A 21,737-nucleotide genomic window follows, 5' to 3' on the forward strand; every position below is an offset into this window, starting at 1 on the left:
GCCATGACGCAAGAAGCGCCCAAGGAATTCGGCAGGCGCGCGCCGCCAGTCGTTCTGCATAGGCCCAAATTGCCGAAGGAACCGCCGAACCAGATCCTCCCCCAACAGAAGCGTTCGCTTGCCGTGTCCCTTGCGGTGGTGGGCGCAGTCTCCCTTGGCGGCTACGGGCTCTATGAATGGAGCGAAGGCCCCCATTGCGAACCTGACCCGAATAATCCCGACCAGCAGATCTGCAGACATAGCAGCGGCTCGACCTCCCACAGCTCCAGGGGCTGGCACTGGTTGTCGGGCTCCAGCGCCTCCACCCATGGCGTCTCCTTCGGCGGCTTCGGACACTCTGGCGGCTTCTTCGGAGGCGGCGGCTGATGAAACGGGAAATCTCACAGCCGCGCCGCGGCGTCGAAGCGCATTTCAAAAACATCGGCTTCGCCTACGCCCATATGGACGGCGAGCCCTATTGGGACGAGAGCGCGCGCTATATCTTCACCATGCGCGAGATCGAAGAGGATATCGAAGCCGCGACGCGCGAGCTCGACGCGCTTTGCCTGGAGCTCGTCGGCCGCATCGCGGAAAGCGAAGAGCTGATGGGCCGCCTGCATGTGGCGGCGCATGCGCGCGAGCTCATCGCGGAGAGCTGGAAGCGGCGCGATCCATCGCTCTATGGCCGCTTCGACCTTGCTTACGACGGCAAGGGCCCGGCGAAGCTCCTCGAATATAACGCCGACACGCCGACCAGCCTGTTCGAAACCGGCGTTGTGCAATGGCATTGGCTGGAGCAGCTCATAGTGAGCGGCGAGCTGCCGCAGCGCGCCGACCAGTTCAACGCGCTGCACGACAGACTGATCGCACGTTGGGGAGAAATCGCGCCCCAGAGTTTCGTGCATTTCGGCGCCATGAGCGACAGCGTCGAGGATTTCGGCACGGCGGGCTATCTTGCGGATTGCGCGGTGCAGGCGGGCTGCGGCGCCGCGCTGCTCGACATGCAGGACATCGGCCTGAACGGCGCGCAGTTCTGCGATCGAGACGGGCGCAGGATCGAGACGCTCTTCAAGCTCTACCCATGGGAGTGGATGTTCTCGGATCAATTCTCTCATGCGCCGGCCATGTGCGCTACGCGCTTTGTCGAGCCGCCATGGAAGGCGCTGCTCTCCAACAAGGGCGCGCTCGCGCTGCTATGGGAGATGGCGCCAGGGCATCCGAATTTACTCGAATGCTATTTCGCCGACGATCCGCGCGCCGCCGCGCTCGGCGAGAGCTACGCCAAGAAGCCGATCTATTCGCGCGAGGGCGCCAATGTGCTGCTGGTGAAGGACGGCGTCGCCGTCGTCAGCGCGCCCGGCGATTACGGCGCCGAGGGCCATGTGCTGCAAGTGCTGCATATGCTGCCCTGTTTTGATGGGCGCTACCCGGTCGTCGGCTCCTGGGTGGTCGGCGGCGAACCGGCCGGCATGGGGCTGCGCGAGGACGCGACGCCCCTCACCTCAAACCGCTCGCGCTTCATCCCGCACGTGATCGTCGGCTAGCGACTGCGCCTCGACGCGCGACCGCCGCCCGCTGGCCACTAAATAATATCCCAGGCTGGGGGCGAGACGGAGGCGATCATGCGGCTGACCTCGACGGCGTTGCAAGACGGCGGCGCTATTCCGCGCGAGTTCACCTGCGATAGCGACGACCGCTCGCCGCCCCTGGCTTGGTCGGGTGCGCCCGGCGAGACTCAGAGCTTCGTTCTGATCGTCGACGATCTCGATGCGCCGGGCGGCGTCTTCGCGCATTGGGCCTGCTACGACATTCCCAAGGATGTCGCCGCGCTCGAGGAAGACTCCGGGCGGCCGGCGACCTCGGATATTTTCCGTCACGGCCAGAATGATTTTCGGGAGCTCGGCTACAATGGCCCCTGTCCGCCGCATAGCCATGGGCTGCATCGCTACCGTTTCCGTCTGTTTGCGCTGGACTGCCCAAAGCTGCCGCTCGGCGCGCGCCCGAGCTGTAAGCAAGTCGAGAAGGCCACGCATGGGCATGTTCTCGCGGAAGCGCGACTGATGGCGCGTTATGGCCGCTGAGGCGCTCGCAATCTGACCCTTTCGCGGCTCTCGAGCAGCTACAGGCTCCGTTGTCTTGCTTGCGCGCATAGTTCGGCTTCAAAAATACTGTAGAAGAAGGTCATTGCCCTTTGATAGCGAGGTTGTCATGGCTGTTTTCAAGCTCCCCCTCTCTGGCGACGTGCCCGTCAATGTCGCCGCCTTTTGGAATCCCTTCGGGATTGTCGGCAGCAATTTCTCCTTCATGAATGTGGAGCTGGGCCAATCGAGCGCGCCGCAGGTCGAGCAACAGGTGCTGAAAAACGTGGGCAGCTATGGCAAGCAACTCGGGCGCGTAGGCGACGCGCTGCGCGTGCTTGTCGAAAAGCTCGATGAGAATGACTTGTCGAAGAAGGATAAGAAGGCCATCCGCGCCTTTCTCGCCATGCTCGACGAAATCGACGACATCAAGCGCGCGCAAGGCCGCGCGCCGGCCCCGAATGGCGAGGCGCCATGACCGCCTCCTCCTGCCCTCCCCGCGGTACCATCACGCCCGCGCTCTCGCCCCGCGCTGAGGCGCCGCCGGTAGAATGGCGCATGAGCGAGGGGCTCGTCGGCTATGAAGAGGCGCTCGCCTTCATGGAGGCCCGCGTGGCCGCGATCGCGCGCGGCGCGGCGCCGGAATGCGTCTGGCTGCTCGAGCATCCGCCGATCTACACAGCCGGAACCTCGGCCAAGGACAGCGACCTCCTCGACGCGCGCTTCCCCGTCCACCGCACGGGGCGCGGCGGCCAATTCACCTATCACGGCCCCGGCCAGCGGATCGCCTATGTGATGCTCGACCTCACGCAAAGGCGCCGTGACATCCGCGCCTTTGTCTGTGCGCTTGAATCCTGGCTCATCGCCACGCTTGCCGAATTCGGCGTCGTTGGCGAACGTCGGGAGGCGCGCGTCGGCGTCTGGGTGCAGCGGCCCGACAAAGCGCCCGGCCCGAACGGCGAAATGGCGGAAGACAAGATCGCCGCCATCGGCGTGCGCCTGCGCCAATGGGTGAGCTTTCACGGAATTGCGCTCAATGTCGCCCCGGACCTCTCCCACTTTTCAGGCATTGCGCCTTGCGGGGTGCGGGAACGGCGCTTGGGCGTCACGAGCCTGAAAGACCTGGGGGCGCGCGCCACTATGGCCGACGTCGACGCGGCGCTGCGGCGCCATTTCGAGGCGATCTTCGGCTGACCCTGCTCTTATCTAAACAGTCTCGCCCACTGTGAACCCGATGGCGTCGCCAAGCTCGGCCACGTCCGCCTCTGCCTCGCGCAAGCTCTCGACCCGCGCGAGAAGGGGTCCGCGCCGGGCCGCCGCGATCAACGCCGCGACTCTCTCATCCGGCCCCGCCGCGAAAGCCTCCACGGAACCATCCAGCCGATTGCGCGCCCAGCCGACCAGCCCAAGCGCGTTGGCCTGCCGAATAAGAAAGGCGCGGAAGCCGACGCCCTGCACGCGGCCGGTCACAAAGAAACGGACGACGCGACGGCTCATGTGTTCGGAACCGCAACATTGTCGATGAGGCGCGTCGCGCCGAGCCGCGCGGCGGCGAGGATGCGCATCGGCCCTTCGAGGCGGCGCGCGACGCGCGCGAGCGTATCGGCGTGGCGCGCCTCGACATAGTCGATATCGAAACCGGCGCCGACAATCGCCTCGTGCGCCTCGCCCATCACATGCCCGACCACCTCGCCCGCAGCGATGCGGCTCGCCGCCTCGGACAGCGCGCGATAGAGCCGCGGCGCGCGGGCGCGATCCTCCGCCGAGAGATAGATGTTGCGTGACGACATCGCGAGCCCGTCGAGGTCGCGCAGCGTCGGCCCCGCCAGGATGCGGGTTCCGATGTCGAGATCGCGCGCCAAATGTCGAATGACGAGAAGCTGCTGGTAATCCTTCTCGCCGAAAACGGCGACATCCGCCTGCGCCTGATTGAGCAGCTTGGCGACGACCGTCGCGACGCCCGCGAAATGGGTGGGGCGGAAGCGGTCTTCGAGGTCGGCCTTGGCCGGGCCTTCGAGCGTCACCGTCGTGCAAAAGCCTTCCGGATACATCTCCTCTACCGCCGGCGCGAAGACGAGATCGGCGGAGACCGTCGCAAGCTTCTCGCAATCGGCCGCCAGCGTGCGCGGATAGCGCGAGAAATCCTCGCTGGGACCGAATTGGGTGGGATTGACGAAGATCGTCGTGATGACGCGCTCGGCGTGGCGGCGCGCCTCCTCGACAAGCGAGAGATGGCCCGCATGCAGGGCGCCCATGGTCGGCACGAGGCCGATGCGCTCGCCCGACGCGCGGCGCGCGCGCACGAAGGCGCGCATGTCCTCGACAGTATGGACGACAGGAACCTTGTAGCTCATGCGCGCGGGCCTTTCTTCTGTTCCGCCAGCAGATAGGACAAATAGGCGATGTGGGCGGCGGGCAGCTCCAGTGCCTGAGCCGCCGCGATAATGTCGGCAAGATAGCCCGGCCAGGCCGCCGGATGGGCGGCGCCTTGCTGCGGCGCGGCGCCGATATACACCAGCGCCGGGGAGGCGCCGAAGGGCTCGCGCAGAACGGGGATGATTTTCTTGGCGTAGAGACCCTGCCCCACCTGCTCGTAGCGGTCCAGCGCCGCAACGTCCGCGGGCGGGATGTCCCACAGCGCGCCATGCACGGTCGCGCGCGAATCGGGGACGACGCTGGCGAAGCCCGACGGCAGAATCACGAAGCGCCAGCGGGCGAGCCGCGCCCGCCCGAGAAGCCTCGAACGAGGACAACGCTGCGCCATGGCGGCCGCGTCCATATTGGAGCCATAGGCAAAATGCAGCGGCACAGTCGATCTCTTCCTTTGCCCTCTCGCGCAACGGCGCCGCCGTGCTATATCACGCGCCGGGGAAGGGTGGCCGAGTGGTTTAAGGCAGCGGTCTTGAAAACCGCCGTGGGGGCAACTCCACCGTGGGTTCGAATCCCACCTCTTCCGCCAGCGCGCGAGAATAACCGCCTGAAATCACTGGGTAATTATCAAAGATTCTCGCCCCGGTCTTACAATAGGTCTTACAATTAAACGCCACTTGGGTCCCGTTCAGTCCAGATCAACATTGAAACCGAACCGGGCGCGCGCGGCGACGTCGAAGAATTGCGTCTCTTTCGATATCTCGTGTAACAGCCGGCCATAAGTGCGCCAATGCATGCCCTTGGGCCGGGACAGACACAGCGGCGAATTCGTCTTCAGTTTTTCCAACGCTCTGTTTCGGCGACGAAAGGATCGATCAAGCGGCGACTCGCGTTGCGAGCCGAATTTGAGGCGGTAAGCATGGCGCGATAGAGCGCCCGTATGACCCATGTAAAGATGCGCGACGCTTCGCCCCGTTCTGGGGCAGAAGGCGAGCCATCGAACGCCGCCGAACCGGCACGGCAACGCCTCCAATCGGATGCGCTGCCGCATCGGCGCGCCATTCAGGGTGTAGTCGAGATGCAGATAGGCTTCGTTTTCGTCGCCCTCAACACGGGCGCCAACTGAAGCCGTTGTCCTGCCCTCAGAGGTCCACCATGCCCAGCTGAAGCTCATGCCGCGGCGGTTCAATCCATGTGTAACTATGTCGTGAACCGGTATCCGCCGCAGGTCATCGGTCGTGCTGCGCCGGCTGTTGAACAGCCATCGGGTCATTGAGGGGTTAGGCCAAGGCATCCTGGTGCCTTTCTCGTGCATCTATATCGCTTGGAAACTCGCTTCAACCCACGGGGCAGCGTGCAATCTAGATGAGCCCTCTTACTTTTTGACAGCGGTTTTAGTTAAGCCCTTCTTCCGCAGGGAATCGACGATTTTCTGGTAGGAGAGTTGACGCGTCTTTTTTACCACAGGTGCCGACTCGGCTTTTTTCCCGGAAATTGGCAAGAGCATTTCGATTTGTTTACTGCTGGGTCTCTTGGACATCAGATACCTCCTTCAGCAGCCGAGCAAGTTCCAACTCCTCCCGTGTGACCAGGGAGTCCACGGGAGGAGCCGCAAACGGCATCGCCGTCTTTCGTGATTGTGAAACTAAGCTACCGTCCTTTTTCCTGACAGGATTCGGTTTAAAAATCCTAGAGAAGCTGCGGGGCGCAGCGCCTTGGTACTGCAAGAACACAACCTTCTTACCCTCGTCATTCTCGTTCGTAGATATGGCATCGTTGTGGAGGTTGAGAGCCAAGCTCTTTGGATAGGGTTCGATGTAGATTACCTTACGAATACCGGCAGCGACGATGTGGCGAGCGCAATTATGACAAGGGAAGGTTGTTGTGAAGAGCGTTGCGCCACGCACCTGGCCCAAGCCATCGCGGGCGGCTGACACGATGGCGGCCATTTCGGCATGTACGGCGCGCGAGAACTCGATCAAGCCCTTAATGCGTGATTTCCGTATTTTCTCCAGGAACTCTTCTAATTCTTTCTCGGAGCTCTCTTTAAAGCTTGCCTTTGCGAACTTCGCGATTTGGTTGAGTATCGCGGCTTTCTCAGTGTCGTTGTGGCAAATTTTATTCTTCCAGTTGTAGCAACGGTGGTCGTGCGTCGGTGTCAGGTTGGACGAATAAAGGCCTCCGTCAAACTTTGGGACGTCGTTTGCCCCTTGGCCGATCAGTTCGCCATAAGTGTTCTGGATAACTGCACCTACCTGCCGGGAAAGGCAAGCCGACTGCATAGCCACGCTGGCCGCAGCGAACATCGCAGTTTCATCGGTGTTTGGAGTGCTAACGCCCACCTCAAAGATGCGATCCAGAAACGTTTGCAGGACTACCTTCAGTTGCACTGTATTCTGAGCGTCATTTCTGATAAATACGTCAGCGACGGTCATGGTGTCCTTGACGGATTGACCATGGTCAGTCCCCTCGTCGTAATCCTGATCGCTGATACGCTGGATATATGCGTTGCTGGGATTGGCGGCCTTTAGCCTGGAAATTCGAACTTCTTCCGGAGCAAAAACTCCCAAGAGCCAGAACAAATCGCCGTATACGGTTCGAAGCCGATCGACCTCGCCCGGATTTTTCAGAGAATCGATTATCGTGCAGTAGCGGCGAACCTTGTCCGCGCCATCTTCATCGCGGCTGGCGTGAATCCTCTCAACGCAGAAGTTCGCAAGCACGTCTTCGCCAAACCGTGCACGCAATGCGCTACCAGCCTGCTGCAATTTATAGATGCGCTCATCATCCGCTTCTGCCACGGGCCGGCGCCCGACCAAGCTAGCTTTTTCGTTTATAATTTCGCTGACCTTAATCGTCTCGACTGAGTAGCCGAATTCGCCCATTAAAATTTCTGCTAGCGCAAGAGCGGTAGTGCTGACACCCGAGCCCACGGGGCCGACCAAAGCGATAACAAGCTCGTCAGTGCGCCGCTCTTCATTGGTGACTGGCACCTCGCTCGTGGATTCGGAAATGTCGCTTTCCAATGCTTTGGTTTTTAACCCACCGGCGCTTATTGCCCGAATCGACATGTTCAAAATTCCCCCAGGCAGAGGATCAGACAAGGCCATCTTCTCGTCAATCCGCGTAGTGGTTGCGTGATACTGAATCAGTCGGGCGCGCGTCGACGCGTTTATCCGTCACGATGGAACGCGCTGATCCCCGCCTATCAGCGCAGCTGTGTGGACGTTAGGTATTTTCGTGCAGTCACCTACCCTGGGTCAACTCGGTTCCGATCGACGGATCCTGCAAGAGGCGGTTGGCCGTCCAAGGCTCCGGCGGCGGCGCGTCGGACGAGCGCCATAAGATCGCGTTGCCGCTTTGCCGAAAAGCTGAGCTTTCCCTTGCCGCCCGAGTGGGCAATCCGTCCAATGCATCGAAATCCCTTGGCAAATTCCCGCGACGCCGGTTCTTCAAGGAGCGCGCTCAAGTGGCGGAATCCCGGGCGTTTGCCTGTTTGGCCTGGTATCTACATCGCGCCCGCGCGTTTTGTCCCGGAAATCAGACGCTCGCCCGCGCGCGCGGGATTGAGTGCTAGCGAATGCCCCGCCATGTTGCCCACCGCTGAATCCTGGTGCCGCACCCCACCCTGAGCGCGCTCACACGCTTTCTGGCCCTCGCTCCGATCGGACTTCGCCAGCTGCGCCCAGGGGTTCCTTACTATTATCTATAACTCTGTCGGGCGCGCGCGCACGCGAACCTAGTCTTGAAACTCCCCTGAAACCTTATCGAGCAAATCCCAGGCCTTCAGCGCTTTCCCGCAGTGGCGCGGGGGCGATCGACTTGACCCGCCGTGTCCTTCTCTTGAGACTGACTTGTCCTTCCCTTGATACCGTCCAGTCCCAGGACAGGGACAGCCTTGTCCTTCCGATGAGACTGAGGAGCGCTTTTTCGCTTCCGTTCCACATAAGCCGGTTCGCCCGGCAAATGCTCATAGGCGAAGCTTGCCGGCTCACCCGTCCGATCGTCGGGAAACATCATTACGGCATACGTCGCCGCCTTGGCGTGCCCGCCGAAGGCCGCAGCGGTAGAGACCTTGATCCACCCGTTTTTCTCAAGTTCGATTAAAGCCCGCGCCCCCGTCGCTTTTGAGACGCCAAGCCGTTCCGCCGCCCGTCGCACAGGCCACGAGAGATATCCGTTTTTGCCGGGTCGATACTCGGCAATCATTTCAACCAAGAGGTAGCGCGCCGCCAGAGAGAGGGCGCGCCATGTTGGCAGTTCGAGCCATGCGCAGTGAATGCGCGCATGCGCGGGCGCTCGGGCGCCGGTCGCCCGTGTCACGAGCGCGGCGCGACGAGGCCGCGCGCTTCGGCTTCCGCGAGCGCATGCGCCACCGCCTCGGCGAGGCGGGGAAGCTGCTTCGTTGAGAGCGTCACGCCCTGACGCCCGGGCTTCATTCGCCCGGCGCCGTCATCGTACCAGACGCGCAGGTCCACCGTCGGCGCGCCCTTGAACTCGGCGAGGCTTACGCGCAACGTCTCGCGCGCATTGCGGGGCCATTCGGCAATGACGACGGGGTCCATTCATGCTCCCGTCCGCAACAGCGCCTCGAGGCTCTCGCGCAAGACCAATCTGCGCCCTCCGACTTTCACGGTGGCCAACTTGCCGGCTTTCAGCAACTGGTAGAGCGTCGAACGTGACAGGCTCGCCATAGCGGCGGCCTCATTGATGCGAAGGGCTATTTTCTGTGCGGGAGGGATCCCGGCGCGGTCTTGATTCATTCATACCGTCCTAGCGAAGCCGCCGATGTGTGCGACGATGCGAGAATGTCAGAACCTTGAAGCCGACAATAAGGGCGCGCACGGTCATTGAGTGAGGTCAGCTTTTCCCCCGGGGAAGAAAGTGCCTCGCCCGGATCGCCAATAATCCCCCGATCAATTGCTCAAAGAGGCGAGCGCACGCCACGCTTGGCGCAATAGGCGTCTACGCAATCTTTAAGAAGTCTCTTCCCGGTAGGCTCGAAAGACAGCCGCGCCCACCTTTCATTGATCGTCTCGATCGGGGGCGTCAAATCACCAGCGATAGAATACATAACGGAATGGGCAAACCGGACAAATGGCCCGATAGTAGACTTGGAGCGTCCGCATTTCCTATTTAATACGTGGACGTAAATGACAGCTAGCAGCTTAAGGATATCGTTACCGCAAACGCACTCTCGCAACACATCTATCGAATATCTCTTTCTTGTTAACTTCCCGTCAATTTTCAACTTGGCGAGATATCTTCCAATCAACACTATTGTGTTGTATGCATTTACGAAGCGTGTACGCGTCGAGTCTAATAGAACTCTATTTTTGTCTCCTAGCACAACAGCCCAGAATTTTCCTCGTGCTTCAACGTCGTTGCCAAATGAAGCAAGTTCGATAGCTTGGTCAAGGTGCCAGCAAATGCCGTCAATCCGCCATTTAGCGCTCTTCACATTCGGAAGGCTATCATAAATATCCCAGTCTATGAACGCACTATCTGCCGCCATCTCGCATAATAATATGAGCCTGTCTGCTAGCTCGCCTTCCGCCAAATTGATCGATGCAAGGATTGCGGCCCGCTGATCTTTATCGAAGACGAAAAGATCAGATTCCTCTGTGCCGTCTTGATTCGCAGTGTTGATTATCAACTCGCTATTTTCGCGGTCCTTCATCCGACGCTCACCGGGACTAATGTCATCGTGTCATTGCCGAAAATGTCGATCACCTTCACGGCCACAATATAGCGGCCCGGTCGGTCGTAGGTATGGAGCGCCGTCTTCAGCTCCAAGTCGCGGTTCTGGCGGGTTCGGAAGCTCTGCCATTCGTTTTCGAAGATGTAGCCGCCGGTCCATTGCTCTTCAAATTGCGGCGCGTCCAATTCGCCCGGTGCCGGCTCCATGCCGGCGAAGCTCGGCGCAGCTCCGAGCCCGGTGCCGACCAGAACCTGAACAATTTCCTTGCGGCTCATGTAGTCGAAGTCGACCGCCCAATAATCCACCCAATCGGTCCAATGCTTGGTTAGCTTCTCCTTGGTAACGACGCCTTCCTTGCTCTTGGACAGCTTGTAGAGGTGGCCCTTCTCGCAAATGACCTCGCTCTTGCCTTCCTTCATCGCCGCAATCGCGGCCTCGGCGGCACCTTGCGTGTAATAGACTGAAAAGTCCGTCAGCTCAATTTGCAGCGCCATCTTATTCTTTTTGTCGTAACGCGGCTGCGCTTCGACGAAGCTGATATCGTGGAAGACGACCTGGCCTTTGTCGACTGCGCGCTTGTCGAAGACCTCGGCCGGAATGTATTTCGGCGAGAGGTCTATTCCCTTGCCGCGCGCTTCCTCGAGCACGGCGGGAAAGAGCCCCATCTCGAATTCGAAAGCAAGAATGTCGACACGCGTCACGCCGCGCTTGCGGGACTCAACGATCACCTCTTCGACGAAGAGCCGACCGACGGGAAGATTGATCGGCCCGATCACGACGAGCCGGCCATTGCGATGGCCGTGGAAGAAGCCGTCCTGCGCCTCGCCGCCATCCGCTCCCCCGAACTCGCCGGCCCGATAGGCGCGCAGGATCAGCTCGCGGAACTCACGCTCTTTCTGCACCAGCGCCTCGGCGCGCTGCTTGGCCGAGAGGCGTCCGCCGACGTTGAGATAGGCTTGGCGCTCATAGCGCCCGAGGTTCAGCACTTCGAAGGCGCGGAAATTCTTCTCTTGCCGTTTGAGTTCGCGTTGAACGCCGATCAGCCGCTTGCGCGTGGTGTGAATGGCGAATTTGCCGAGATCGGTCGCAATCCATTTGCGCCCGAGCTTTTCGGCGACCGCCGCCGTCGTGCCCGAGCCGCAGAAGAAATCGGCGACGAGGTCGCCTTCGGTGCTGCTGGCCTCGATAATTCGTTGTTTGAGAGCTTCGGGTTTCTGGGTTGGATACTGCGTATCTTCGCGTGCCTGAGAATTTACTGCAAAAATGTCATTCCAAAGATCAGTCGCAGGAATGCCCGGCATCTCATCGAGATAAAGTTTCATTCGGGGCATTTTACCGCCGGTCATTACAATCTTCCCAGCCTCAAATAGTTCATTCATTCGCTTCTCAGTAAAAGACCAACAACGCGAGCCGACTGGCCGGACTCCACGCCATTCGTAAATTTGACTTGCTGACGCGCGCGTCATAGGTGCTGTCACATCTCGCAATGTAAAGCGCCGTCCTGTGCCCGGTTCGATCGAAGCGTAATGAGATTCGATGTAATCCTTTGAGTAAGGCTGGTATGGACTATTCCAAATGTAGCGCTCGGACTTGCTAGCTACAATTATCCTGTCAGTAACGGTGGCATAGCGAATTCCAACATTTCCGTGTGCCGTGGCGCGTTGCCAGACGATTGAACTCATAACTCGATCACGTCCGAATACCTCGTTCATTCCGAGCTCAATATATGGGGCCATACTTGGCGCCATGTGCAAGTATATGCTCCCATCGTCTGCCATTAGATCGCGCATCAAAATCAGCCGCTCATAAATCATTGCAATGAATGAATCCGCCCCGCGCCCCCATGTGTCACGATAGGCGATTTGCTCTAAAAGATTCGGCTCCTTGTGGAACGTCTCGCCGCCGATTTCGATATCCATCGAAAAATCCGCGCCGACATCGAAGGGCGGATCGATATAAATCAGCTTCAATCCGCCCGCGTCTTCAATCTGTTTGCGCAGCGCGCCCGATTTCAGCGACGAGAGAATGAGCTTGTTGTCGCCCCAAATCAGCTTGTTGGTCCAGCCGCGCAATTGCCGACCGCGGCTGTCGAAGAGATCGCCCTATGTCTTCGTCTCGGCGCGCGGCTCGTCGATATGCTCCAAGGTTTGAAAGGGCAGGACCGTCGTGCAAACATCGCGTGTCTTGCCGTTCCAAACCAGCTCCACCTCGCGCTTGTCCTCGAACAGGATGAAGCGATATTTCTCCGGCAAGGGCTTGCCTTGCTGGATGAGGGCGATCAAATCGCGCTGCTCGGCTTCGCTCAGCTCATAGGTCTTCTTGTCCAGCCGCGCCATTCTCACGCCTCTTGATAATCACGAAACGAGGCGACGAGCGCCGAGAAGCTCGAAGGCCTGTGCTTTTCGAAGCTCTCTTGATCCACATAGACAAAGCCATAGCGCGCTCCGCCGTCCTCGGCACTCGCGATTGTAGCGTCTTCACACCATTGCCGGAGCCGCACCATCTTTCGGGGAATATCCAGCTCTTCGCGGCCCTTCGTCTCGACGATCCAAACGGCGCCGTCGCTCGTGCGCGCGAAAAAGTCCGGCGTATAGGTGGATAGCTCGCCATCGGCCCTGACGTAATCGAGCCTGAAGCCGACGGCCATATAGTTTTTGGCAAAGCTCTGAACGTCTGGGGCGCTTTCGAGAAAGGATGCGAAAGCAAGCTCCAATCTATCCGCGCCCGTTTCTCCGACGATCTTGTTGAAAATGGATTTTTTCGGCGCGAGACACCCGCGGGGCTCGGTTCGAAACGGTCGCACGTCGCGCAGCCTAATATGACCTTCTATGCGCGAAGCGCCGCTGTCGCGGATCGTCAGCCCATTGATCGCCGCCCGGAAAGAATCGAAAATGATCTTGCTCGCCTCCGGCCGGGATAGATTGCGCAGGATAACGGGATCATCGAGATCGACGCTTCGCGTGAAGAGGCCTTCACGCAGGAAGGCGCGAACCTTGGGATAGAGCAATTCGTAACCGCCGACGAGCCGAAGGTCCTTGAGCAATTGCCGCGCGAAGAAGGCGACTACAGAGCGCCAATCGCCCGTCCCGTCTCCGTCCAGCAGAATGGTGTGATCCACTTCGGATTCGAGCATCGTCTTGAAGACGATTTCGCGCGTCTCTTCGGCCGTGTAGGGTTCCACCTCCAGCTTAGGATTGTCGAAGCTTGTGGGGTCCAGCTCGCCGAGGTCTTTATACTCGCGATTGAAGCGACGAGAGAGACGCGGCAAGGCGATATCGAGCGCATCCAAATCTTTGTCCGGTGCATCCGCGTCGACTTCGACGATGATAGAATCCTCGCGCTTTCCGCCGGGCTCGCCGCCCATTGGCGCGTAGTCGAAGGTTACGCCTTCGTTTTGGATCGACTCGACAAATTCCATAAAAGCCGGCGTCCCCATAACGGAAACCGTCTCGCGCTGCTCAGAACCGAAATACATGCGACGCAAGCCGCGGCCGAGTGTTTGCTCAGGCAGAATGTTGCTCTTGGCTGAATAGGCGCGCAAGCCGACGATTACCGTCACGTTGCGCACGTCCCATCCTTCCTTGAGCATCAAAACTGAAACGATAGCGCGATGCTTCGATTTCCATGTGTCGATTTCGTTCGACTCTTTGCGCAGTCTTTCCAGCTCGTCTTTGCTCTTGGACGAAGAAGCTTCAGAAATTTCGCCATTTGCCTTGGTGTGAATGACGAGAACCGCGTCGGTTAATTCGGGGCAGATTTTTTGCAGATAGTCGCCGACTTCATCGCAGTTACGCGTGTCGTCTACCATGACGAAGAGAATGGCTTTCTTGCCGAGCTTCTCATGCTCGGCATTGCTCTTGCGCCATTCTTCGACGCCAAGCCGCAGATAGTCGGCATATTTCTCGGTTATGATCGGGCTCTTATGCTCGGCCAGCTTGGCGCGGCTGGCTGCGTCCGGCAAGACAGGATGCTTTACGACATTCTGCGCGATCGCTTCGACGAGCGGATAATCGCTCACCGTCTGAACGAAGATCGCTCCATTATTGTGGCGCGGCGTCGCGGTCACGTCGATTTGCAAGGACAGGCGCAAGTCCTTTTGCAGCAGTCTGTTGTGAATATCACGAATGCAACCAAACCAAGCGAGGCGCGGATCGTGGATATGATGCGCCTCGTCATTGAAGACCGCGAGTTCGTCGACTTCACGGATCAATTCGCCAAGATCGGTATTGCTGTCAGTCGTCTTGCCGGCCGGCTTGTCGCCGAACGGCGCGAGGAAATAGTCGCGCAAATCGTCGTCTTCCAAGGACGGCTCGGGAATGTCGCCAAGGTAGACGCGATGAATATTGGTCAGAAAGAGGTTTCCGGTCGGACGCACGATGCGCACGTCGTCTTGAATGTGCAAGGCGAGTTGGAAATCGTCCCGCCAATTGCGACCCGCGTGGCCATTGTCCGGCAAAACCGGATCATTGAAAAAAATGCGCAGACCGTCGAAATCGGTCCGCAGTCGGTCCAGAACGATAATGTTCGGGGCGATCAGCAAAAAATTGCGTGCGAGTTGCGATTCCGCCTCATAGGTCCGATGGTAGAAACTCCAGGCGATCAAAAGGGACAAGACTTTGGTCTTCCCCGACCCGGTCGCCATCTTCACCACGAAGCGCGGCCAATCCTCGTCGAACATGCCGCTGGAAACCGCGCCCGAGGCGTCGAAGCGCAATAGATCGAACTTGTCGCGAACGCCCCGAACATCATACAGCCATATGACGCTTTCGACCGCCTCGCGCTGCGCGAAATAGTAGTGGAACGGGTTCTGTGTCCCGTCGGCCTGTTCGATCAGATGATCGGTCTCGAACCACCATTGGAGCAGGGCGCGGGAGGTGGCGGACGCTCCCGCATAGCCGCTGGCGCGCCAAGCCGCCACCTCTTCGCGAATCTTGGCCACCAGGGGCGGCAAAAGCTTTTCATAGGCCGATTCGCGCATATCCTCGGGCGCTGGTATCCACCGGACTCCCGGCGCCAAGTTTTGATAGGGGTCGCGCGGAAATTCGGAGTGCAATGCCACGGGATCACGCTTTTCGTTAAGGAGCCACGCCTAAAGAAGGCATATGTCAATCGCGAACCAAGCAGCAAACGAACCAGCTATGCGCGGCTCTAGCTGAGCAAACACCATCTTGTGTTTCGCATCCTTGGGTAAGCCAAGGCTACTAGGAGCAATACAGGTGTAGGAAAGGTTTGGACGCTCATTATTCACGATTATCGTTAGCTGACTGACATCCTTTGGGACATTTAACAGCTTTTGTCCAAGCACCCCCATTGAATTTAATGACTCGGTTTTCTTCGTGCTAGGAATATACTCCCGTATAACGCCGATAACAGACACACTATTCTGAGCGGTGGGGGGAACAACTCTTATACCTATTGGTTGGGGTGCCGTATTGGATAAATGGCTTGAAGAGGATCGAGGAAATATTTTTGCCATAATATTCGCGTCGATTGGAACTCCCTCTGATCGCAGAGCATCGACCGCCGCCCAACCACTCAGTCCGCTGCCGCCGATTCCCGCTGTACCGGGGGAAGCGCATTGGTGCTTTGGCCAAGGGGGGCCAACATAGTTCAAGAGCACAGCGCTTCCACAGGTGCACTGCAAAACATGAATCGACGAGCTACAATACCAGCAGCTCGTCGGGTAAACCCACGTTTGGCATGAAGCCCCATGCGTCGGAACAGACAACCGCGCCTCCCATTGGCTACAATCGACATGCCTATCAACCGAGCTACGGTTGTCAACTTTAGCTATCGCTCATTCCCTCCTAAAGCCGTTCGTCTTATCGCAGTGACGTTCCCCGCCGCGGCCGGTTCGCAATAGCTCCCCCAAGCGGCCATGAGCGCCCGGCGCTTTTCCAGCGCGTCGCCTCGGCGATAGGCCTGTTCGGCTTTATCCCCGATAACATGAGACAAGGCCGCCTCGGCGACTTCCCGCGGAAAGCTCGTTTCGTTCCCGGCCCAATCGCGAAACGCCGAGCGGAAGCCGTGAACCGTGACCCCTTCCAATTTCATACGGCGCGTGACCATTTCCATCGCCATATTGGAAAGCGGCTTGTCTGCCCGCTGCCCGGGAAACACGAATTCGCCCGTCCGCGCCGCCCCGAGCTTTTGGAGAATCGCCATCGCGCGATCGGGAAGGGGAATGCGATGTGCCCGCGCCGCCTTCATGCGCGCCGCCGGGACCGTCCAGACTTTCGCGGCCATGTCCATTTCAGACCAGCGGGCACCAAGCGTCTCGCCTGTTCGCGTCGCAGTCAAAATGCAGAATTCGAGCGCCAGCGCCGCGGTGGCGTCGCGCTCGCGCAGCTGAGCGACGAAAGCCGGAACCTCGCTATAGGCCATCGCCGCATGATGGCCGCGCGAAAGAACGGTGCGCTTTGGCAAAAGGTGCGATAGATGGCCGCGCCACGCCGCCGGATTTTCGCCCGTGCGAAGGCCTTGCGCTTTAGCCGCGTCCAGCACGGCCTCGATGCGCCCTCGCAGCCGGGTGGCGGTTTCCGGCTTTTCCAGCCAAATGGGCTTTAAAACCGCCAGAACCGCTTCCGTGTCGATTGCATCGACCGAGCGGGAACGAAGCGGCGCGGCATAGGTTTCGAGGGTCATGCGCCATTGGGCGCGATGCTTGGCGTTGCGCCACTCGGTTTCCTTGGCGGCTATGACCGCATCGGCCACCGCCCCAAAAGTTGGCTTTGCGGTTGCGGCGCTTATAGCGGCTCGGCGCTCTTGGATAGGGTTCCGGCCTGCGGCCAAGGTCCGCCGGGCTTCGACCGCCTTATCCCGCGCTTCGGCGAGCGTTACGGCGTCGCCGGCGCCGAGCCCCATTTCCGTGACCTTGCCGGCAAAGGTGAAGCGGAAAACCCATTTCCGCGCCCCGGAAGTCGAGACGACTAAATAGAGCCCGGCGCCATCGCCATAACGCCCCGGCTTGGAGGTCGCAGCCGCCCGCGCTGTTAGTTTTCCCGCCGCCATTGCCTGCCATCGGTATTACAATTGGTCTTACAGTCCGACGCGGATTGTGGCGGACAACGGCGAACAAGGCAAGACAAGGTCCCGCTATATTCCTTGAAATAACGGAGATTTATCGGACGGGCTGAAATCGCGCTGGACGGCAGTTTGGCGGACACCTCTTCCGCCAACAATCAACGGCATCGATCTGAATTTGCTATCGAACTAGCCACGCGGATACGCCGGTTGGGCAATGCGATTCAGGCCAGCAGGCATTGTGACGCGGTTCTTCGCCGAAGCGCTTAGCGCGCGCGGCGCGTCGTCGGCGTCTGGGCGCGCTTTTTAGGCTGCTTCGTTGCAGCCGGTTTCTCTTTCTTCTTCGTCCCTTGGTGGGAAACGCCGCTGGGCGCCGAGTCGTCGCCGGATTCTTCGACGGCGCCATCCTCGGCGAGGCAGGCATCGAGAATCCTTTCGATCAATGGACGCGTCCTCGCTTTGTTGGCGTCGAGGAGCGCTTCCACCCCGAGGACTTCACGAAAGATCGCCATTCCAACGAGGCAGGCGTTGAACAAGGTCGCGCGCTCGAGCTTCGAAGGCCCTTCGAGCGTGGCGGCGATGGGACCGATGAACTCTGACATGCTGCGGGTGCGCAGCACCTCGCGCGCTTGTGGGTTGGTCAACGAACGGACGACGATCTGAAGCGTATCGTCGGGATTGGCTGCGAAGAACCCGTCGGCGAACTCGGCGCTCAGCCGGCTCGTGTCGCGGGTCGAATGGCTCGCCGCCGCCTTTGAGGCCGAAAGCGCCGCGGAGAAGAGCTGCTCTTTCGAGCCGAAAGCGCGGTGGACGAGCGCGACATCCACGCCCACGTCGGCGGCTATGTCTCGTAGTTTCACATCCTCATATGACGCCGTCGCGAAGCGCGCGAGCGCCGCCTCAAGAATGCGCCGGCGCGTGATCTCCCCACCGCGCTTCTCTCGGAGCTCCGCCTGCATTGTCATGTCCTTCTGCCTACCGCTTCAGCCAGATTATTCGGTTGCCGCCGGGGGCGGTCAATCAGACAAATCGACGACGGCCGTCAACAATGTTGAGTCAACAGTGTTGACTTATGGAAAAGCCCGCGTATTTTCGTCCCTGCCCGCGCGACTTGAGCCCGAGCACAGAGGATCGAGGATATGACCAGGAAAAATTCGTATCGTTTCGGAAAGCCGCTTTTCATTCTGGCTTCGGCTGCCAGCGCAAGTGTCGCGCAAGCAGCCGACCTCCCGTACCGAAAGGCGCCCGTTGACGTTGTGCTGCCGCCTCCTGCTTTCACCTGGACGGGCTTCTATGGCGGCCTCAATGCAGGCGGCGCCATAGGGGCCGGGATTGGAGCGAATGTGCTCGGCGACAAATCGCCGAGCGGCGTCGTGGGCGGCGGCCAGCTTGGCTTCAATTACCAACTGGGGCGTTACTTCGTGATTGGCGCCGAGAATGATTTCCAGGGCTCGAGCCTTACGGCGCGGGACGACGGACCCAATCATCGCGACGCGAGTTTGCCATGGTTCGGCACCGCGCGTGGGCGCATCGGCTTTGCTCTCGCTGAACCGCGCTTGCTCTTTTACGGAACGGGCGGCCTCGCCTTCGGCCAGCCGAAGGTCGCTGGAGATGGCAAGCTCCGCGTCGGCTGGACCGCCGGCGGCGGCGTCGAATGGGCCTTCCTACCGAAATGGTCGGCCAAGCTCGAATATCTCTACACGGACATCTTCCGCGACTTCAAAAACGACGTAGCGGATCGCCATGCGCGATTCCATACGATCCGCGCCGGCGTGAATTACCACTTCGATCTGTTCTCGCTCGCAGCGGCGCGCTGACCGCGCGCGGCATCGGTCCGCCGCAATACCCGCGAGCCGACAACCCAACCCACGTCTTCGGCTCGGCAGCGCGTCAGCGCTCGAAAGCCCGATCATGGCCGGAGCTTCAACGAGCTCCGGGCCGCATCGGGAAATTTTAGAGGAGAACCCAATGGCGACTACCGAAATCGCTCATAGGCTGGCCATTGCGCTGCTCTGCCTCGGGGCGGCCGCATGCTCGAGCGTGGAGCCGATAGCCTATTCAGGGATCGCATCGTTCGCCCATATGCAGCCCAATCGGCGGAACGACGCCAAGCGCATTCCCTTTCGTTACGCTACCGCGACGGATTGGAAAGCCTACGACCGACTCACCATCGATCCCGTCGCGATCTATCGGGGCGCCGACCATCAGTTCGCCGATATGTCGGAGACAGACAAAGTCGCCCTCGCCGATCACATGCAGCGTCAATTCTCCGAAAAGCTGAAGAGCCGCTTCAGACTCACGGAAAAGGCTGGCCCGAACACCCTGCGCTTGAGATTGACTCTGACAGGCGCCGTGAAAAGCACGCCGGTTTTAAGCACGCTCTCACGCTTCGATCTCGCCGGAGGCGTCTATAATGGCGTGCAGACCGTGCGCGGCGGAGAAGGTCTGTTGACCGGCTCGGTCATCTATGCGGTCGAGATTCGCGATTCGGATAATCGGCTGCTCACGGCGTTCGTCACGAAGCAATATCCGAGTCCGCTGAACATTCCGGCGAGCGTCGGCTCGCTCTCCGCGGCGCAGGCGGGGATCGAGAAGGGCGCCGAAGCCTTGCTGGAGCAGCTCTCAGGCCAGGAAGAGTCTTGATCCAGCTTATGGCCGTCGACGCCTGTCGGCGAGGCGCGCCGGCGACTCTCTCAAACGGAAAGAGGCGGAAAAGCTCTTCACACCGTCTTACGGGCAGTGGCGATCTCGATGAAACGAGACAAGGAGGCAAGCTTGAACGCAATTACCATCCAACGTGGCTTCAGGGTCTTCGATTTCACGCCGCGTATCGGCTCATTGATCGAGATGGATGCTGCGGCGCTGGCGAGCGGCAGACATGCTGCGGAGATAATGGATCTTCTCGAACGACGTGGCGTGGTCGTATTTCACGGGCTTCACCTCAATGACGAGCAGCAGCTCGCCATCTCGAGGACGCTCGGCGAGATCGTTCCTCTGCGCGACAAAGGGCTTTTGCCCATCACGCTCGACAAGAAGGTCGACGCTTTCGCGGCAGAATATTTGAACGGCTCGTTCCTTTGGCACTTCGACGGAGCGAGCGACGATATTCCGCCGCGCGCGGCAATATTGAACGCGAAGAAATTGTCCGCCTCAGGCGGCCAGACCGAATTCTGCAACAGCTACGCCGCTTGGGAAGAGCTGCCGGCCTCGGTCAAAACTTCCATCGAAAAGCTCCGCGTCGTTCACAGCGTCGAGGCCGCGCAGCGGCATGTGAAGCCCTCGCCGTCGGACGAAGATCTGCGCCGATGGCGGCGCCATGAACCCAAGGTCCACCCGCTCGTCTGGACCCACAAGACGGGCCGCAAGTCATTGGCGCTCGGATGCACCGCGTCGCATATCGAAGGAATGGAGCCGGACGAAGGACGAAAGCTTCTCGCCGCCCTCACAGAATGGGCGACAATGCCGAGATTTGTTTATCGGCACGAGTGGGGCCCCGGCGACCTCCTGATCTGGGACAACACCGGAACCCTACACCGCGTCATGCCCTATGATGCCGACAGCGGTCGGCTAATGACGCGCACGACCCTTGTAGGCGGGGAGCCTTTGCTCTGACAGAGAGCAAACGCTACTGTGGCTTCTGAGGTTGTTTACCCGAGTTCACGCGGGAAATGCGTCTCCTTGCCGGCCCCATCACGGAACGCGTTTTTCATCAACCTACCGCAGACGGGACGCCAGCGCGGGAAAATCCGCCAGCAGGCCGTCTCGCGCCCGGGCGCCGGCGCTTGGCTGTGCGGGCAGTTCGTCCTGGATCAGGCGCGCGAAGACTAATTTGTCTGCGCCTTTTGTCGCCCAGCCGACGAACCATCCATAGGCATGGGCCGCGTCGTATTTCCCGTCGTCCCCTGGTGAGCCTGTTCCCGTCTTGCCGTGGACGTCCCATCCGCTCGGAAGGATCGCGATCTCGGTGATGCGATCCGTCATCTCGAAGGCATGAGACGAGACCGGCAATTGGCGGTTCACTACCTTCTCCAGAAAGGCGATTTGCTCGATGGAGGAACTCTGCAGCGTCGAGTTGATCCACGCGCCCATCACGCCATCTCGGTAAGCTGGCTTACCCGATACGTCCGCATTCCCATATTGGAAGGCTGTCACATATTGCTGGAAGCGATTCTGCCCAAGAGAGAGAGCGATCTGCTGCGAGAACCAAACCACCGACAATTTCATCCAACGCGCAGGGTCCGCAGGTTGACGCCAGGGCTCGCCGCCCCAGTCGGGATAGCCGTCCTGGTAGGGCAGCGTCGGCGTATGATCGTCTTTTAGAAAGCCGGAATCGAACCCCATCAGACTGAGCGCGATCTTGAAGGTGGAAGCAGGCGTCACGCGTCCGGCGCACTCTCCCTCCTGCACAAGGATTTTCGCGGCGCTGGCGTCGGCGACCATTGTGCAGATCGTCCGGGCTTCCGCCTTCGAGGCAATGGGCCCCAGCGCCAGAAGAGCGAACGCAAGACATTTCAAATCCATTATTCGAGCGGCCCCATGTTGCCGGTATCTCTGTGCGACCGCGCACGGCTCCCGAGCCGGCTTTC

The 21,737-nt window shown here is 59.9% G+C and carries 24 protein-coding genes and 1 tRNA gene; 9 read left to right on the forward strand and 16 right to left on the reverse strand.

Annotated elements, in window-relative coordinates; translation table 11 throughout:
- The first annotated feature begins 3 nt into the window (after positions 1-3).
- From OGR47_RS11390 to lipB, 5 genes are all read left to right on the forward strand, one after another.
- Positions 4-366 carry a hypothetical protein gene (locus OGR47_RS11390; protein WP_165053931.1) on the forward strand — a complete coding sequence of 121 codons (363 nt, stop codon included), beginning with the start codon at positions 4-6 and terminating at the stop codon, positions 364-366.
- Positions 366-1,523 (forward strand): glutathionylspermidine synthase family protein, encoded by a 1,158-nt coding sequence (locus OGR47_RS11395; protein ID WP_165053929.1) that lies wholly within the window; start codon positions 366-368, stop codon positions 1,521-1,523. The genes OGR47_RS11390 and OGR47_RS11395 overlap by 1 nt, the downstream gene beginning before the upstream one ends.
- 78 nt (positions 1,524-1,601) lie before the next feature.
- Positions 1,602-2,060, forward strand: coding sequence for a YbhB/YbcL family Raf kinase inhibitor-like protein (locus tag OGR47_RS11400; protein WP_165053926.1), 459 nt, complete (start codon positions 1,602-1,604; stop codon positions 2,058-2,060).
- Between the two features lie 127 nt (positions 2,061-2,187).
- On the forward strand, positions 2,188-2,535 hold the full coding sequence (locus tag OGR47_RS11405) for a hypothetical protein (protein WP_165053924.1): 348 nt from the start codon (positions 2,188-2,190) through the stop codon (positions 2,533-2,535).
- Positions 2,532-3,251, forward strand: a complete 720-nt coding sequence (gene lipB, locus OGR47_RS11410) for a lipoyl(octanoyl) transferase LipB (RefSeq protein ID WP_165053921.1) — start codon at positions 2,532-2,534, stop codon at positions 3,249-3,251. Before OGR47_RS11405 ends, lipB begins: the two co-directional genes overlap by 4 nt.
- Positions 3,252-3,263: 12 nt before the next feature.
- Here lipB and OGR47_RS11415 read toward each other — a convergent pair whose 3' ends face one another.
- The 3 genes from OGR47_RS11415 to OGR47_RS11425 are packed head-to-tail and all read right to left on the reverse strand — an operon-like array spanning position 3,264 to position 4,866.
- Entirely contained in the window at positions 3,264-3,554 is a 291-nt protein-coding gene (locus OGR47_RS11415) for an acylphosphatase (RefSeq protein WP_165053919.1), read from the reverse strand.
- Positions 3,551-4,411 (reverse strand): pantoate--beta-alanine ligase, encoded by an 861-nt coding sequence (gene panC, locus OGR47_RS11420; protein WP_165053916.1) that lies wholly within the window; start codon positions 4,409-4,411, stop codon positions 3,551-3,553. The genes OGR47_RS11415 and panC overlap by 4 nt, the downstream gene beginning before the upstream one ends.
- Entirely contained in the window at positions 4,408-4,866 is a 459-nt protein-coding gene (locus OGR47_RS11425; RefSeq protein ID WP_165053913.1) for a gamma-glutamylcyclotransferase family protein, read from the reverse strand. Before OGR47_RS11425 ends, panC begins: the two co-directional genes overlap by 4 nt.
- A 60-nt stretch (positions 4,867-4,926) precedes the next feature.
- Here OGR47_RS11425 and OGR47_RS11430 point away from each other — a divergent pair.
- A tRNA-Ser gene (locus tag OGR47_RS11430) sits at positions 4,927-5,016 on the forward strand.
- Positions 5,017-5,115: 99 nt separating this feature from the next.
- On the opposite strand, the gene OGR47_RS11435 is transcribed toward OGR47_RS11430, so the two are convergent.
- From OGR47_RS11435 to OGR47_RS11490, 12 genes are all read right to left on the reverse strand, one after another.
- Positions 5,116-5,700, reverse strand: a complete 585-nt coding sequence (locus tag OGR47_RS11435) for a hypothetical protein (protein ID WP_165053910.1) — start codon at positions 5,698-5,700, stop codon at positions 5,116-5,118.
- A gap of 102 nt (positions 5,701-5,802) precedes the next feature.
- Complete coding sequence (locus OGR47_RS11440; RefSeq protein ID WP_165053907.1) at positions 5,803-5,967, reverse strand: hypothetical protein; 165 nt, start codon at positions 5,965-5,967, stop codon at positions 5,803-5,805.
- The gene (locus OGR47_RS11445) at positions 5,945-7,531 is read right to left on the reverse strand and encodes an anti-phage dCTP deaminase (protein ID WP_165053904.1); all 1,587 of its coding nucleotides are present in this window, start codon (positions 7,529-7,531) and stop codon (positions 5,945-5,947) included. Before OGR47_RS11445 ends, OGR47_RS11440 begins: the two co-directional genes overlap by 23 nt.
- A gap of 682 nt (positions 7,532-8,213) precedes the next feature.
- A complete protein-coding gene (locus tag OGR47_RS11450; RefSeq protein WP_165053901.1) occupies positions 8,214-8,645 on the reverse strand; it encodes a hypothetical protein in 432 nt (143 codons plus the stop codon).
- A 101-nt stretch (positions 8,646-8,746) separates the two neighbouring features.
- Positions 8,747-8,992: a transcriptional coactivator p15/PC4 family protein gene (locus OGR47_RS11455; RefSeq protein WP_165053898.1), complete on the reverse strand. Its 246-nt coding sequence runs from the start codon at positions 8,990-8,992 to the stop codon at positions 8,747-8,749.
- Positions 8,993-9,190 carry a helix-turn-helix domain-containing protein gene (locus tag OGR47_RS11460; protein ID WP_165053894.1) on the reverse strand — a complete coding sequence of 66 codons (198 nt, stop codon included), beginning with the start codon at positions 9,188-9,190 and terminating at the stop codon, positions 8,993-8,995.
- Between the two features lie 161 nt (positions 9,191-9,351).
- On the reverse strand, positions 9,352-10,107 hold the full coding sequence (locus OGR47_RS11465; RefSeq protein WP_165053890.1) for a hypothetical protein: 756 nt from the start codon (positions 10,105-10,107) through the stop codon (positions 9,352-9,354).
- Complete coding sequence (locus OGR47_RS11470) at positions 10,104-12,047, reverse strand: DNA methyltransferase (RefSeq protein WP_246729751.1); 1,944 nt, start codon at positions 12,045-12,047, stop codon at positions 10,104-10,106. Before OGR47_RS11470 ends, OGR47_RS11465 begins: the two co-directional genes overlap by 4 nt.
- Before the next feature lie 183 nt (positions 12,048-12,230).
- Positions 12,231-12,464 carry a hypothetical protein gene (locus tag OGR47_RS11475; RefSeq protein ID WP_246729748.1) on the reverse strand — a complete coding sequence of 78 codons (234 nt, stop codon included), beginning with the start codon at positions 12,462-12,464 and terminating at the stop codon, positions 12,231-12,233.
- A gap of 2 nt (positions 12,465-12,466) precedes the next feature.
- Positions 12,467-15,106 carry a DEAD/DEAH box helicase family protein gene (locus tag OGR47_RS11480; protein ID WP_246729747.1) on the reverse strand — a complete coding sequence of 880 codons (2,640 nt, stop codon included), beginning with the start codon at positions 15,104-15,106 and terminating at the stop codon, positions 12,467-12,469.
- Between the two features lie 812 nt (positions 15,107-15,918).
- Positions 15,919-17,139, reverse strand: a complete 1,221-nt coding sequence (locus tag OGR47_RS11485) for a tyrosine-type recombinase/integrase (protein ID WP_165053886.1) — start codon at positions 17,137-17,139, stop codon at positions 15,919-15,921.
- Between the two features lie 278 nt (positions 17,140-17,417).
- Entirely contained in the window at positions 17,418-18,110 is a 693-nt protein-coding gene (locus OGR47_RS11490; protein ID WP_246729746.1) for a TetR/AcrR family transcriptional regulator, read from the reverse strand.
- A 180-nt stretch (positions 18,111-18,290) separates the two neighbouring features.
- Here OGR47_RS11490 and OGR47_RS11495 point away from each other — a divergent pair, with 180 nt between their 5' ends.
- The 3 genes from OGR47_RS11495 to OGR47_RS11505 all read left to right on the forward strand — a co-directional run bounded on the left by OGR47_RS11495 (position 18,291) and on the right by OGR47_RS11505 (position 20,763).
- Complete coding sequence (locus OGR47_RS11495) at positions 18,291-18,968, forward strand: outer membrane protein (protein WP_165053882.1); 678 nt, start codon at positions 18,291-18,293, stop codon at positions 18,966-18,968.
- Between the two features lie 151 nt (positions 18,969-19,119).
- On the forward strand, positions 19,120-19,794 hold the full coding sequence (locus OGR47_RS11500) for a DUF3313 domain-containing protein (protein ID WP_165053880.1): 675 nt from the start codon (positions 19,120-19,122) through the stop codon (positions 19,792-19,794).
- Between the two features lie 132 nt (positions 19,795-19,926).
- Positions 19,927-20,763: a TauD/TfdA dioxygenase family protein gene (locus OGR47_RS11505; RefSeq protein ID WP_206527464.1), complete on the forward strand. Its 837-nt coding sequence runs from the start codon at positions 19,927-19,929 to the stop codon at positions 20,761-20,763.
- A gap of 102 nt (positions 20,764-20,865) precedes the next feature.
- Here OGR47_RS11505 and blaOXA read toward each other — a convergent pair whose 3' ends face one another.
- On the reverse strand, positions 20,866-21,672 hold the full coding sequence (gene blaOXA / locus OGR47_RS11510) for a class D beta-lactamase (protein ID WP_165053875.1): 807 nt from the start codon (positions 21,670-21,672) through the stop codon (positions 20,866-20,868).
- Positions 21,673-21,737 lie beyond the last annotated feature (65 nt).

The organism is Methylocystis sp. MJC1 (assembly GCF_026427715.1).
Classification (GTDB): Bacteria; Pseudomonadota; Alphaproteobacteria; order Rhizobiales; family Beijerinckiaceae; genus Methylocystis.